Source organism: Limibacillus sp. MBR-115 (assembly GCF_040549425.1).
GTDB classification, from domain to species: domain Bacteria; phylum Pseudomonadota; class Alphaproteobacteria; order Kiloniellales; family CECT-8803; genus Limibacillus; species Limibacillus halophilus.
In genome coordinates this window covers 323765-336650 of sequence record NZ_JBEPTJ010000001.1, presented here as the reverse complement: position 1 = coordinate 336650, position 12886 = coordinate 323765, and the positions used below count along the sequence as shown (strand labels likewise).

Here is a 12886-nt window from a genome sequence, read left to right as displayed (position 1 = left end):
AAATCAGGCGTTGACAGCCTTTTTCGTCTGCTGGGCTGCCGCGTCCGGTTCAGGATCTCGCAACCGGTAGCCGCGCCCCCAGACCGTCTCAATGTAGTTGTCGCCGCCGGTCGCTTCGCTGAGCTTCTTGCGTAGCTTGCAGACAAAGACGTCAATAATCTTGAGATCCGGCTCGTCCATGCCGCCGTAGAGATGATTAAGGAAATTCTCCTTGGTCAGCGTCGTTCCCTTGCGGAGGGAGAGCAATTCAAGGATTGCGTACTCCTTTCCAGTCAGGCGTAACGAACGACCGCTCACTTCGGCTACCTTCTGTTCCAGATGGACATCCAGCTTACCGGTCTTGATTACCGAATCAGGGTGTCCCCGGGTGCGGCGTACAATGGCCTGCAAGCGTGCAATCAACTCAAGCTTGTGGAACGGCTTGGTTAAATAATCATCGGCACCGAATCCCAAGCACTTGACCTTGTCATCCAAGCCCGAAAGACCCGATAGGACCAAAATAGGCGTACCGATCTTCGAATCACGCAACCGGCGCAGAACGTCGTAGCCGTCCATGTCCGGAAGCATGAGATCCAGAATGATGACATCGTAATCATAGAGTTTGGCGATTTCGAAGCCGTCTTCGCCTAGGTCGGTTGAATCGCAAACATAGCCCTCTGAGCGCAACATCATCTCGATGCTACGGGCTGTCGCCGAATCATCCTCTACCAATAGAACACGCATAGCTTCCCAGCCCCTGTTGTTCAGACTAGTTAATATATTAAATGCGACGCATTCAATTGAAAAGTCTTTTCTCGTCAAATGTATATTGAGCTTTTTTCGATTCAAACGCGAAGCATTCGGCTGCAATTGAGGCGTTTTTGCGGTTGTATCAGTGACGCAGCGCCTCTATCGGCAGGCTATAACTTCGCTAACATTTATTACGAAATCGTTAACAACTGCTTAACGATGAATCTGAGGGCTTGTTCGGCGAACGGATTTTTATATACTCCGCGCGATCTTATAGACCTCAGGAGTTAGGCGCCGGATGTCATCTATTACTGCTTCACCCGACTACCGACCTTCCGATGACGAGGACTTCATGAATCCAGTCATGCGGGAGTATTTTCGCCGTAAACTGTTGGCTTGGCGCGGCGAACTATTACGAGAATCTGAAGAAACGCTTCAACATCTTCAATCCGAAAGCCTGCAGGAAGCGGACATAGCTGATCGCGCGTCGCTTGAAACCGATCGATCGCTAGAACTTCGGACTCGCGACCGCGAGCGTAAGTTAATAGCAAAGATAGACATGGCTTTGCAGCGGATCGAGGACGGCACTTACGGTTATTGCGAAGAAACCGATGAGCCGATCAGCCTACGCCGATTGGAAGCCAGGCCAATTGCTACGCTTTCGATAGAAGCGCAGGAACGGCACGAGCGTATGGAACGCACGCAGCGAGACGACTGATACGGACAAACGGCTGAATCAGAAATTGAAATCCGAAAGGGCCGGTCTTGAGATCGGCCTTTTTCTTGTCCGCATTTGCAATCATTTACCTCTTTTCAATGTTTGACCGGCATCTTTGGAGGCACAAGCAGGCCGCCAAGGAGATATGCGCCATGTCAGGTTTCAAGGAAACAGACCAAGCCCCCCATGTAGTGGCCGAACCTCAATGGGAGCATCGAGCCGCCTTTACAAAGCTCGCCGATGAACTCGCGCATGACTTCAACAATGTACTTACGTCCATCATGGGCTCGACAGAGATTCTGCGTGGCAGAATGCAGTGTGACATGGATGACGAGCAGGAATTGGATACGATTCGCAAGGAGGCCGAGCGGGCGGCTCACATTCTCAGGCGCCTAACGGCCAGCAGCGATCGTGCCCTGCTGACCGAAGCGGTTCAGCAAAACGGAGCCCTGGACGAAGAGCAAGAAAAGGAAATGAATGATGCGGCGCAGAGCGGGGCCATCCGTGTTCTCCTTGCCGAGGACGACGATTCGGTTCGCAGTTGTGCATCTTTGGCGCTGCGCCGGGCGGGCTATCACGTGACGGCCTGCGCATCCGGCGTCGATGCCTGGGACGTGTTTCAGATGCGCCCGGCATCGTTTCACCTGCTTGTAACGGATTTATCCATGCCGGTCCTAGACGGCGCCAGCCTTATCCAACGGGCACGACTCTTGCGCCCTCGTCTGCGGGTCCTGCTCATCTCGGGTTATTGTGATGACAGGATCGCCTTTGACCTGATAAGCCGAGGCGAGGCGGGTTTCCTGCCAAAGCCTTTTGCGTTGAAACAACTGCTGGATCATGTGCGCGGGCAGCTTAGCATCGCCGCTTGATCACTCGGTTTGCTCCCGGTCGCAGATTTCAAGTTGCTGGCAGGCATAGCGATGGCCAATCTCTACAGCGCGGTGAAATGCACCCCATTGCAGCACGCCGATCTCTTCCAACGGCGGCGCGAGCCAAAGATCTACTTTTTCCAGCACCTCCTTACGCTGGCGGCTGCTGTTTATGGTTCCCGCGCGTAGGAGAATATCGAAGATTCCCGGAAGCCGGCCGCGACGCACGCGTGGCCACAGACGCCAGAATGGCGCTTCCAGTTCCTCCGCTAGAAAATCGCATCTAAGGGCGGCATCCTGCGCGACATCGACTGCAATGATGTGGCCTTGCGGCGGATCGAGTAGGAACCCGACTGGTAAATTATCGACGACACCGCCGTCGGCCAGCAAGTGCTGTTCCGTGGGGACCGGCGGTAGCAGGCCGGGAATAGCCACGCTGGCACGCAAGTTCCGCCATAACGACCCTTTGGTTTGCATGATCGGTTCACCGCTGCGTAGGTCGGTTGCCACGCTATAGCAAGGGCGCCAAAGGTCTTGCATCTCCAAGTCCGCAAAATGCGATTTCAGATAGTGCGAAACCCGCCGGCCTCGCAGAAGGGCGACGATGGGAAAGGTCAAATCGCTGGTCGGGCGCCCTTCGACGAAGACCTTGGCAAGGCGCGACTCAAGATCGTTGCTGTCCCACTCCAGGGCAATACCCGCGGCCACGATTGCACCCATGCTGGAACCACCCAGAAGATCGAGCGAGCGACCTGCTTCTTGCAACGCGCGCTGCACGCCGACATGGGCAAACCCGCGTGCGCCGCCTCCGGAGAGGACGAGGCACTGGCCTTGATTCTTCATTAACCGAACCAGACGGCTATAGTCCTGGTCATTGTTCTCTCTAAGGCGATGAACCCATCGTGCAGCGGCCAGGGCGACAGGCCAATTACGGGATGGTGTCGGAAGCTCTAAATCGGCTGCCTCGCAAATAGCCATGTCCACGGGTCTGCGATCGCCGATTAAGCGGTTGTCAGGCGGGCGGGCGCTTCGACCCTTGTCCGTGCCGCTGGCAAGCAGCAACAGGCGGTCGGCTTGGCGTTTGCAGAGTCTGCGCCAGGTATCGTCGGCCTTGGTTGCCAGATAAAGGCAAAGATCGAAGTTTTCTTCCATTTCGGCGAACTGATTGCTGTCGCGAGACCCATCAGCCTCGGTAAAGATGTGGCACTTCAAACCGATAGTCTGAGCGCTCCTTTGCAGACGCATGGCGATGTCGGGCCAGGAACTTGCGTCATCCAGGGGTAGCAGCGCCAGGTTGCGAACCATACGCTGCACCGGCTTGCCCCGGGTCAGGCGGAGTAGGCGCTGGGCAAGCGTTTGTAAGAGCCCGTCAAAGGCGGCCGGATCGCTTGCAATCAGCGGTTTCAGTACATCGCCGGGAATACGAAGCAACTCACTGTCCCGTAGCGCGAGGACACTTGCTGAACGACGGGTCGAGGCAATTACTCCCAACTCGCCCACGCTATCGCCGGCGCTGATTTCCGTTACCAAGCGTTCCTCGGAGGTTCCAAACCCGGTGATCACGGCAAGGCGACCGGAAAGCAACACGAAAACGGCCTCAGCTTGCTCGCCTTGTTCTATCAGCAACCGACCGCCGGGAACCGAAAGCCATTGAGATCGCTCTGCAATGCCCTGAAGCGTGGCTTCATCGCAGTTAGCAAAGATACCAAGGAGACGCAGTTTTTTTGCCAGACGGTCTCGCACGGATGACATCGACTCACTCCAGATCTGCAGCACGAATCGACTCTAGCAGGGACTGTATAAAAGGCCGCAGTCGACATGGCGAAATGTTATCGACTAACGCCAAATTGAACGTTTGTTCTCATAATGGTCCTATATTTAGATTGAAAAATGAGAACAAAACGAGCACAATACTTCGCATTGCGCCTTTGGAGGCGCTTGTGGGATAAGGGAGGCCGTTCGTCATGCAGAATAATTTGCGCGTCGTTGAAGGAGGAACCGTGGATAAAAACAAAGCCCTGGATGCCGCGCTGAGCCAGATTGAGCGCGCCTTCGGTAAGGGATCGATTATGCGTCTCGGTCAACAGGAGGCCGTTGAGATAGAGGCGATCTCGACCGGTTCGCTGGGTCTGGATATAGCATTGGGCATCGGCGGTCTGCCTCGGGGCAGGGTCGTTGAAATCTTTGGGCCGGAAAGCTCCGGTAAAACAACCCTCGCATTGCAGGCGATCGCAGAGGCCCAGAAGAAGGGGGGCACTTGCGCATTTGTCGATGCGGAGCATGCGCTGGACCCGGCCTATGCGGCAAAACTCGGAGTCAATATCGAAGAACTGCTGATCTCGCAGCCCGATGCCGGCGAACAGGCATTGGAGATTACCGATACGCTTGTGCGCTCGGGCGCTGTTGACGTGTTGGTGGTCGATTCGGTTGCGGCCCTCGTGCCCCGGGTGGAACTGGAAGGCGATATGGGTGATCAGCAACCCGGCCTTCAGGCACGGCTCATGAGCCAGGCGCTGCGTAAATTGACAGCGTCTATAGCGCGGTCCAACACGCTGGTGATCTTCATCAACCAACTGCGTATGAAGATCGGTGTCATGTTTGGTAGCCCCGAGACGACGTCCGGCGGCAATGCCTTGAAATTCTACGCCTCGGTTCGCCTTGATATCCGCCGTATTGGTGCCGTGAAGGACAAGGGTGATATTGTCGGCAACCAAACCCGGGTTAAGGTGGTGAAGAACAAAGTGGCGCCGCCCTTCCGGGTGGTGGAATTCGACATCATGTACGGTCAGGGCATCTCAAAGACGGGTGAGTTGATTGATTTGGGCGTACAGGCCAACATCATCGAGAAGTCGGGCTCTTGGTTCTCTTACGACGGCCAACGCATCGGTCAGGGCCGGGAGAACGCCAAACAGTTCATGCAAGACAATCCCGAAATAGCGAGAACGATCGAACAGCGCATCCGGGAGAATGCCGGGATCGTTGCGATTGCCATGCTGGAAGGCCCCGGCGGTGGTGAGGGAGATGCGGACGACAGTAGTTCGGATGTTGCTGGCTGACGGACTGCCGCCCGGGATCGACAAACGGTAAAAGATGGGTCGCCCGGTTGGGCGGCCCTTTTTACTTTTTACTGATTGCGTTTGTTGCGTCGGTAAAGCCGAGGAGCGAAAGCGGTATCGCCAGCTCCTTTCCGTTGCCGTGCGTGATCGTTACCTGGCCCTTGGTGCCGGAACGCCATGCTTTGAACTGTTCAGGCGTGAAGATGAACTGTCCCAGGCAACCTTTGGCTCCGCAACGTTGATAGGGAAGTTTGCCAAGGGGCTTTTCGTCGATTGAGACCGCGATCCCGGCCGGCAGTAGGACGCCAAGCGGAACAATGATCGCGCCGACGGCATTCTCCTGGCTGGGCGGGAAGGCGATGACGACTTCGAGAACCGGCTGTTGCTGATCTTCACGCAACACAACTTGGTAAGCTTCACAGATTACCGGTTGATCCTGCCCTTCGGCGTTCTGTGCAGGGCTGCAGCGAATGCGCCAGTCCTTAAAAATGGCTCCGTCGGCGTCCGCGCCTTGGGCCGCCGCGGTGCGTGGTAGCGAAAGGATCGCCGTCAGCACCAAGCAAGCGGTTAGGAATCGCGTCACGCCGTTCGGGCGGGAGGGAGTAATCTTGTGCATCATAGATCGTCTCAATCAATTTTTGGCTCTTCTGAGGGGCCGAGTTGTAGCGCGTCGTCCCCCCGCTTGGCCAGGATAATTCGGAACCACCGGGCGAGGCGAGATGCCTTTGCGATGCGTGATCGCTGGACAGGTGACCGCCTGAAGGCTAAAACCGCGCGGGTCCCGGATTACCGACGCGGCTCCATCGTTGAAAGGCTCCAGCTTGTTTGAGAACCGACATCTGTTTCGCAAAAATTTGATGCTTAAGTGAAAGCCATGACTTCAGCCAACGAAATCAGAAACCAATTCCTTGGTTACTTTGAAAAGCACGGTCACGAGCCTGTCGCTTCCTCGGCGCTGGTGCCGCGCAACGATCCGACATTGCTTTTCACCAACGCCGGAATGGTTCAGTTCAAGAATGTTTTCACCGGCGCGGAACAACGGCCCTACAAGCGCGCCGCAACGTCGCAGAAATGTGTGCGTGCGGGGGGCAAGCACAACGATCTCGAGAATGTTGGCTATACCGCACGCCACCACACTTTCTTTGAGATGCTGGGGAATTTTTCCTTCGGCGATTACTTCAAGGATACGGCGATCGAGTTGGCCTGGAATCTGGTCACAAAGGAGTATGGCTTACCGGCCGATCGCCTGCTTGTGACGGTTTACTCCGAAGATGACGAAGCCTTCGATTTGTGGCGTAAGATTGCCGGTCTGCCGGAATCAAAGATCATTCGGATACCCACTTCTGACAATTTTTGGCAGATGGGCGACACCGGCCCTTGCGGCCCCTGTTCGGAGATCTTCTTCGATCACGGCGATCATATTCCGGGCGGCCCTCCGGGCAGTCCGGATGAAGATGGTGACCGCTTCATCGAAATCTGGAACCTCGTGTTCATGCAGTACGAGCAGATTGCGCCGGGCAACCGTATCGATCTGCCAAAGCCGTCGATCGATACGGGCATGGGCCTCGAGCGCATTTCCGCGGTCATGCAGGGCAAGCACGACAACTACGATATCGACTTGATGAGGGGCTTGATAGAAGCCTCGGCGGAGGCGTCCGGCACACCGCCGGATGGTCCGGGTGCGGTGTCGCACCGGGTGATCGCGGATCACTTGCGCGCGTCGTCTTTTTTGATCGCAGACGGTGTTCTGCCATCCAAGGACGGGCGCGGTTATGTTCTGCGACGCATCATGCGCCGTGCCATGCGCCACGCGCACATCCTGGGGTGCCAGGAACCTTTGATGCATCGGCTGGTGCCAGCCTTGATCACGGAAATGGGGCAGCACTACCCGGAGCTGCAACGCGCAAAATCGTTGATCACGGAAACGCTCAAGTTAGAGGAGACGCGCTTTAAGGATACGCTTGGACGCGGTCTGAAGTTGCTGGAGGACGAGGTTTCCCGGTTAGGCGACCAGGAGCCGCTATCGGGCGATGTAGCCTTCAAACTGTACGATACCTTCGGCTTCCCGCTTGACCTGACGCAAGATATCTTGCGCGGCCAAGGGCGGGGCGTGGATACGCAAGGCTTCGAGGCGTCGATGGACCAACAGCGTGCGACGGCCCGCAAGGCCTGGTCTGGTTCAGGCGAAGCCGCCACGGAAGCGCTCTGGTTTACACTGGAAGATGAGTTGGGCAGCACGGAGTTCCTCGGCTACGAGGCGGAAGAAGCCGAGGGCCAGGTTGTGGCGCTTGTGGTGGACGGCAAGCCCGTGGAACGGATCGAGGCCGGCCAGGAGGCAGCCGTTCTTACTAACCAAACCCCTTTCTACGGTGAGTCTGGCGGTCAGATGGGCGATAGCGGTGCGCTCTTCTCGGCGGAAGGGGCGAGCTTCAGTGTTGCCGATACGCAAAAGAAGCTGGGGTCGCTGCACGTACACCTAGGGAAGCTGGAACGCGGCAGCCTGGAAGTCGGAGAGGCGGTGGAACTGCGGGTGGACGCCGTGCGCCGCGCGCGTCTGCGGGCCAACCATTCGGCGACGCACCTGCTGCACGAGGCCCTACGCCGACGCTTGGGCGACCATGTCACGCAGAAAGGCTCGTTGGTCGCGCCGGATCGCCTGCGCTTCGATATCAGCCATCCCAAGCCATTGACGCGCGAGGATATCGTCGCCGTCGAGAAACTGGTCAACGAAACCATCGTCAAGAACGCCGAGGTCACGACCCGTTACATGACGCCGGAGGAAGCCATCGAAGAGGGTGCGTTGGCGCTTTTCGGCGAGAAGTACGGAGACGAGGTGCGGGTTGTCTCAATGGGCGGCGCAGACCGCGCCAGGGACGACAAGGCCTACTCGACCGAACTTTGCGGTGGTACGCATGTTCGGCGTGTCGGTGACATCGGTTTTTTCAAGATTATCCGCGAGGAAGCGCTGGCGTCGGGCGTCCGGAGACTGGAAGCCGTGACCGGTGTCGATGCCCTAGCTTATGTTGAGGCGCAAGAAGAGGTTTTGGCCGATACGGCGGCAACGTTGCGTAGCGCCGCCTCGGACCTTCCTCAGCGCGTCGCGGCCCTGATGGAGGAACGCAAGCGCCTGGAGCGTGAGGTTGGCGACTTGCGGCGCAAGTTAGCGACCGGCGGTGGCAGCGGTCAATCAGGCCCCAAGGTCAAGGATATCGGTGGCATAAAGTTCATTGGGCAGGTGCTTGAAGGAGTATCGGCAAGGGATCTGAAGCCCATGGCGGACACGCTCAAGCAGCAGGTGGGCTCCGGCGTCGTGGCTCTGATCGCTGTCAGTGACGGCAAGGCCTCGCTGGTTGCCGGCGTCACAGACGATCTGACGGCAACACTCTCGGCCGTCGATCTGGTGCGTGCCGGTTCACAAGCCATAGGCGGCAAGGGCGGCGGTGGCCGTCCAGACATGGCCCAGGCTGGCGGCCCCGACAGCGGCAATGCCGCCGCCGCGATCCAGGCGATCGAGGCGGCCTTGGCGGGATAGATCGGGCTGCGCGGAAGAATTAAAAAAAGGGCCGACGCTTGTCGGCCCTTTTTCGTTGGATAAGCGCAGCGTTCTTACTGAACGTCCGCCAAAACCTTCATGGAAACGATTTTATCGGGATCGTCCACGGCGCCGGACTGGCGGCCGGCGGGTGCTTTCTTGATGTTGTCCACGTATTCCATTCCGTCGACCACACGGCCCCAAACGGTGTATTGACCGTTCAGGAAGGAGGCGTCGGCGAAGGTGATGAAAAACTGGCTGTCGGCGCTGTCGGGATGTTGCGCACGCGCCATGCCAGCGGTGCCGCGGCTAAATGGCTCATTGGAGAACTCGGCCCCAATGTTGACACCGGAACCGCCGGTGCCGGTGCCCGTCGGATCACCGCTCTGTGCCATGAAGCCTTCCATGACGCGGTGAAACACGATGCCGTCATAGAATCCCTCACGGGTCAGTTCCTTGATGCGGGCAACGTGGTTGGGAGCTACCTCCGGCAGCATTTCGATAAGCACCTTGCCGTCCTTCAGTTCCAGGACGAGGGTGTTCTCGGGATCAGTCTGGGCATTGGCGCCCTCCAGGCTCGCGGCCATCAGTCCTCCAATCATCAAAAAGAGTGTCAGTAGTCGTCTCATTGTTAGCGTCCCCTTCCTTGCCGACTTAACCCGTCACTTCCAATTGGCCATGGCCTTCTGCAAGTTCTGGTCGACCTTATCGAAGAACTTCTGCGAGGTCAGCCAGGGTTGATTCGGGGAAACCAGCAAAGCGAGGTCCTTGGTCATGTCGCCGGCTTCAACTGTGTCGATGCAGACTTTCTCCAGCGTTTCGGCAAAACGGACTACGTCCGGGGTGCCGTCGAAGGCGCCACGGTAGGATAGTCCACGCGTCCAGGCAAAGATTGAGGCGATCGGGTTGGTCGAGGTCTCCTTGCCCTGCTGGTGCATGCGGTAGTGCCGCGTGACCGTGCCGTGCGCGGCCTCCGCTTCGACGGTCTTGCCGTCCGGCGTCATCAGGACGGAAGTCATCAGGCCCAATGAGCCAAAGCCCTGGGCAACAGTATCGGACTGTACATCGCCGTCGTAGTTCTTGCAGGCCCAGACGAACCCCCCGGACCACTTGAGGGCGGAAGCAACCATGTCGTCGATCAGACGATGCTCGTAGGTGATACCCTTCGCCGAGAATTTGTCGGCGAATTCGGCTTCGTAAACCTCTTGGAAAAGATCCTTGAATCGTCCGTCATAGGCTTTGAGGATCGTATTCTTGGTGGAGAGGTAGACCGGCCAGCCCAGGGTCAAACCGTAGTTCATGCAGGCCCTGGCAAAACCGCGGATCGATTCGTCGTGGTTGTACATTCCCATAGCAACACCGGCATCGGGGAAATCATGCACGTCATAGGTGACCGCCTCGCCGCCGTCGGCAGGTGTGAAGGTCATGGTCAGCTTTCCGGGGCCAGGAACCAAGAAGTCGGTGGCGCGGTATTGATCGCCGAAGGCGTGACGACCGATCACGATCGGTTGGGTCCAGCCGGGCACCAGGCGCGGCACGTTCTCACAGATGATCGGTTGACGGAATACCGTGCCGCCCAGAATGTTTCGGATCGTGCCGTTTGGCGAGCGCCACATCTTTTTCAGGTTGAATTCCGTGACCCGATCCTCGTCGGGCGTGATGGTCGCGCATTTAACGCCGACGCCGTGCTGTTTGATGGCGTTGGCTGCGTCCACCGTGATCTGGTCGTTGGTCTCGTCGCGCTTCTCGACACCCAGATCGAAGTACTTGAGGTCAACATCGAGATAGGGCTGGATCAGACGTTCGCGGATCATCTTCCAGATGATGCGGGTCATCTCATCGCCGTCGAGCTCGACGACAGGGTTCTTAACCTGAATCTTGGGCATACTGCGCCTCCGTTAATGGCCGACGATATCCGGCGGGAGGGGCCAATTACAAAAGAGGCCGGGTCCGCCGGTGTTGAAAGTCGCGGGCAAGATAGTCGGCCTTACGCCGCAGCGCAACATGGGGTAGCCCCGACCGCCTAAAAGCGCTCACTTTCTCCTTCGATCCGGGAACGGGGTTCGGCCTCCAGCGTCTCGAACAGCGTCTCCAGATCGCTGACGTATGTCAGCATCTCGGCATGCTCGGGCTTCACGAAACCGACCTTGACCTGATGCTCGATCAAAGCTTTGAGAGGTTGCCAGTAGTTCAGGGTGTCCAGCACAACCACCGGCTTGTCATGAAGTCCAAGTTGCCGCCAAGTCAGTATCTCGAAGGTTTCGTCCAGGGTGCCAAGTCCGCCGGGCAGGATGCAGAAGGCATCGGAAAGTTCGAACATGCGCATCTTGCGGACATGCATTGAAGGAACCACTTCCAAACGCGTTACGCCTTGATGGCCGACCTCCACGCTTTCCAGGTGCTCAGGGATGATGCCCACAACACTCCCGCCTTCCGCGATCGCGCCGTCGGCGACCGCACCCATCATGCCAACGCGTCCACCACCAAAGATCAGTTCGATTCCGCGCAAGGCGGCTTCGCGGCCCAAAGCTTTGGCGGTATCCAGGTAAAGGGGATCAACGCGTTGAGATGCTCCGCAATAGGCACAAAGACTTCGAATTTTAGGCATGACGTTGGTGGCTTCCTTCTTTTGCTTTTCTTTCAGATCACTGTAACCTGTGCCGAGTGTGGATGTCATGGCGGCTTCGTGACAATGCAAGGGCGCACGCCCAAAGAGCATGCACCCGGCAAACGCGGAACGGAGCTGGATAGGAGTCGTAAAGTGGGGGGCGTTGTACGGTGAAACAATACGGCGTGCTGATCGTTGTTGCCCTGGCGTTGGGTGTGGCGGCGCTGTTCTTCTATTTTAATGATCCCGAAGCGCCGCCCAAACCGGCCGTGACGTCTGAAGCACCCCTGCAAAGTGGCGCTGAGAACACCGCAGAATCAACGGCGGAGCAACCCACGAGCGGCGCGCAGTCGACGGCATCGGTTTCTTCCGACGCCACAACTGCAGGCAACACCTCGGCCGGTGCATCCGATATGGCCTCCGCTTCCCAAGGCACAAGTGAGGCAGCGACCAGCGGATCCCCCGCCATTGCCTTGCCACCGGTCAAACCCTCTTTCGATATCGTCAGGGTAGAGCGTGACGGTGCCACGGTGATCGCCGGACGCGGCGACCTGGGCGCCGATATTGAAGTGGTGGACGAAGAGGGAAACATTGTCGCCCGCGCCACCACGAATGAACGCGGCGAATTTGTGGCGTTGCCCGAGCAGCCGTTGGGGCCGGGAGAACATCGTTTGACGCTTCGCTCACGCGCTTCCGAGGCGTCACCCTGGACGGAATCCGAGCAATCGGTCGTTATTGTCGTGCCTGGGTCGAACCAGGTGGCAGGCGCCGACGGCAACACGTTACCCGCAGGCGGCGGCGATCAGACCGCGACGTTGGCGCAGCCATTGGCGGTCCTGGTGCCCGGCACCGAAGGCTCGGTTCCCCGCGTGCTACAAGGCAATGTCGGAGAGGGGATTTCAGCGGGTGATCTGGCGTTGGAGATTATCGATTACGACGCCGACGGAAATCTGGTGGTTGGTGGGCAGGCGCCGGCGGACGCCCGGCTTCTGATCTATCTGGACAACAAAGCTGTCGGCGACACCCGGGCGGGGCAGGATCGCCGGTGGCAATTCTCGCCGGCGGAGCGTGTTGCTACCGGCACGCATCAGCTTCGGGTCGATCAAATCGACGGCGCTGGCAAAGTGGTGGCAAGGGTGGAAACGCCTTTCTATCGTGCCGGCGGCCAGGGGCCGCTAACCGGAGACGGTATTGCGGTCGTCCAACCTGGAAACAGCCTCTGGCGCTTGGCGCGCCGCGCCTATGGGGAGGGCATGCGCTACACCCTTATCCTGGAGGCGAACAAAGATCAGATACGCAACCCCGATCTGATCTATCCAGGGCAGGTTTTCATGATCCCAGAGGGGCAGGGCGTTCAGTAGTTCCGGACCCGCG

The 12886-nt window shown here is 58.1% G+C and carries 11 protein-coding genes; 5 read left to right on the top strand and 6 right to left on the bottom strand.

The genetic code is table 11. The features are described from left to right. Window positions 1–3 precede the first annotated feature (3 nt). Window positions 4–723, bottom strand: a complete 720-nt coding sequence (gene ctrA, locus ABIE63_RS01585) for a response regulator transcription factor CtrA (protein ID WP_183415471.1) — start codon at window positions 721–723, stop codon at window positions 4–6. A 304-nt stretch (window positions 724–1027) separates the two neighbouring features. Between ctrA and dksA the strand changes: the two genes are divergently transcribed. Together dksA and ABIE63_RS01575 are read left to right on the top strand one after the other, a co-directional pair. Further along, complete coding sequence (dksA, locus tag ABIE63_RS01580) at window positions 1028–1447, top strand: RNA polymerase-binding protein DksA (RefSeq protein WP_183415470.1); 420 nt, start codon at window positions 1028–1030, stop codon at window positions 1445–1447. A 152-nt stretch (window positions 1448–1599) separates the two neighbouring features. Next, window positions 1600–2316: a response regulator gene (locus ABIE63_RS01575; protein WP_183415469.1), complete on the top strand. Its 717-nt coding sequence runs from the start codon at window positions 1600–1602 to the stop codon at window positions 2314–2316. Here the strand turns inward: ABIE63_RS01575 and ABIE63_RS01570 are convergent, their stop codons facing one another. Next, on the bottom strand, window positions 2317–4068 hold the full coding sequence (locus tag ABIE63_RS01570) for a patatin-like phospholipase family protein (RefSeq protein ID WP_354502234.1): 1752 nt from the start codon (window positions 4066–4068) through the stop codon (window positions 2317–2319). Between the two features lie 212 nt (window positions 4069–4280). Here ABIE63_RS01570 and recA point away from each other — a divergent pair, with 212 nt between their 5' ends. Then, complete coding sequence (recA, locus tag ABIE63_RS01565) at window positions 4281–5372, top strand: recombinase RecA (protein ID WP_354502232.1); 1092 nt, start codon at window positions 4281–4283, stop codon at window positions 5370–5372. A 61-nt stretch (window positions 5373–5433) separates the two neighbouring features. On the opposite strand, the gene ABIE63_RS01560 is transcribed toward recA, so the two are convergent. Further along, window positions 5434–5991 (bottom strand): invasion associated locus B family protein, encoded by a 558-nt coding sequence (locus ABIE63_RS01560; protein ID WP_354502229.1) that lies wholly within the window; start codon window positions 5989–5991, stop codon window positions 5434–5436. A 255-nt stretch (window positions 5992–6246) separates the two neighbouring features. On the opposite strand from ABIE63_RS01560, the gene alaS reads away from it, so the two are divergent. Then, a complete protein-coding gene (alaS, locus tag ABIE63_RS01555) occupies window positions 6247–8904 on the top strand; it encodes an alanine--tRNA ligase (protein ID WP_354502226.1) in 2658 nt (885 codons plus the stop codon). A gap of 74 nt (window positions 8905–8978) precedes the next feature. Here alaS and ABIE63_RS01550 read toward each other — a convergent pair whose 3' ends face one another. From ABIE63_RS01550 to ABIE63_RS01540, 3 genes are all read right to left on the bottom strand, one after another. Beyond that, window positions 8979–9506, bottom strand: a complete 528-nt coding sequence (locus ABIE63_RS01550; RefSeq protein WP_354502882.1) for a peptidylprolyl isomerase — start codon at window positions 9504–9506, stop codon at window positions 8979–8981. Between the two features lie 60 nt (window positions 9507–9566). After that, window positions 9567–10790 (bottom strand): NADP-dependent isocitrate dehydrogenase, encoded by a 1224-nt coding sequence (locus tag ABIE63_RS01545; protein WP_183415463.1) that lies wholly within the window; start codon window positions 10788–10790, stop codon window positions 9567–9569. A gap of 137 nt (window positions 10791–10927) precedes the next feature. After that, window positions 10928–11581 carry a TIGR00730 family Rossman fold protein gene (locus tag ABIE63_RS01540; protein ID WP_354502223.1) on the bottom strand — a complete coding sequence of 218 codons (654 nt, stop codon included), beginning with the start codon at window positions 11579–11581 and terminating at the stop codon, window positions 10928–10930. Between the two features lie 101 nt (window positions 11582–11682). Here ABIE63_RS01540 and ABIE63_RS01535 point away from each other — a divergent pair, with 101 nt between their 5' ends. Next, a complete protein-coding gene (locus ABIE63_RS01535) occupies window positions 11683–12873 on the top strand; it encodes an Ig-like domain-containing protein (RefSeq protein ID WP_354502220.1) in 1191 nt (396 codons plus the stop codon). Window positions 12874–12886 lie beyond the last annotated feature (13 nt).

Excerpts from the sequence above, each read along its gene's own strand:
- ABIE63_RS01570 (WP_354502234.1), bottom strand. The coding sequence starts at position 4,068 with ATGTCATCCGTGCGAGACCGTCTGGCAAAAAAACTGCGTCTCCTTGGT.
- recA (WP_354502232.1), top strand. The coding sequence starts at position 4,281 with ATGCAGAATAATTTGCGCGTCGTTGAAGGAGGAACCGTGGATAAAAAC.
- ABIE63_RS01550 (WP_354502882.1), bottom strand. The coding sequence starts at position 9,506 with ATGATTGGAGGACTGATGGCCGCGAGCCTGGAGGGCGCCAATGCCCAG.
- ABIE63_RS01560 (WP_354502229.1), bottom strand. The coding sequence starts at position 5,991 with ATGATGCACAAGATTACTCCCTCCCGCCCGAACGGCGTGACGCGATTC.
- dksA (WP_183415470.1), top strand. The coding sequence starts at position 1,028 with ATGTCATCTATTACTGCTTCACCCGACTACCGACCTTCCGATGACGAG.
- ctrA (WP_183415471.1), bottom strand. The coding sequence starts at position 723 with ATGCGTGTTCTATTGGTAGAGGATGATTCGGCGACAGCCCGTAGCATC.
- ABIE63_RS01545 (WP_183415463.1), bottom strand. The coding sequence starts at position 10,790 with ATGCCCAAGATTCAGGTTAAGAACCCTGTCGTCGAGCTCGACGGCGAT.
- alaS (WP_354502226.1), top strand. The coding sequence starts at position 6,247 with ATGACTTCAGCCAACGAAATCAGAAACCAATTCCTTGGTTACTTTGAA.
- ABIE63_RS01575 (WP_183415469.1), top strand. The coding sequence starts at position 1,600 with ATGTCAGGTTTCAAGGAAACAGACCAAGCCCCCCATGTAGTGGCCGAA.
- ABIE63_RS01540 (WP_354502223.1), bottom strand. The coding sequence starts at position 11,581 with ATGACATCCACACTCGGCACAGGTTACAGTGATCTGAAAGAAAAGCAA.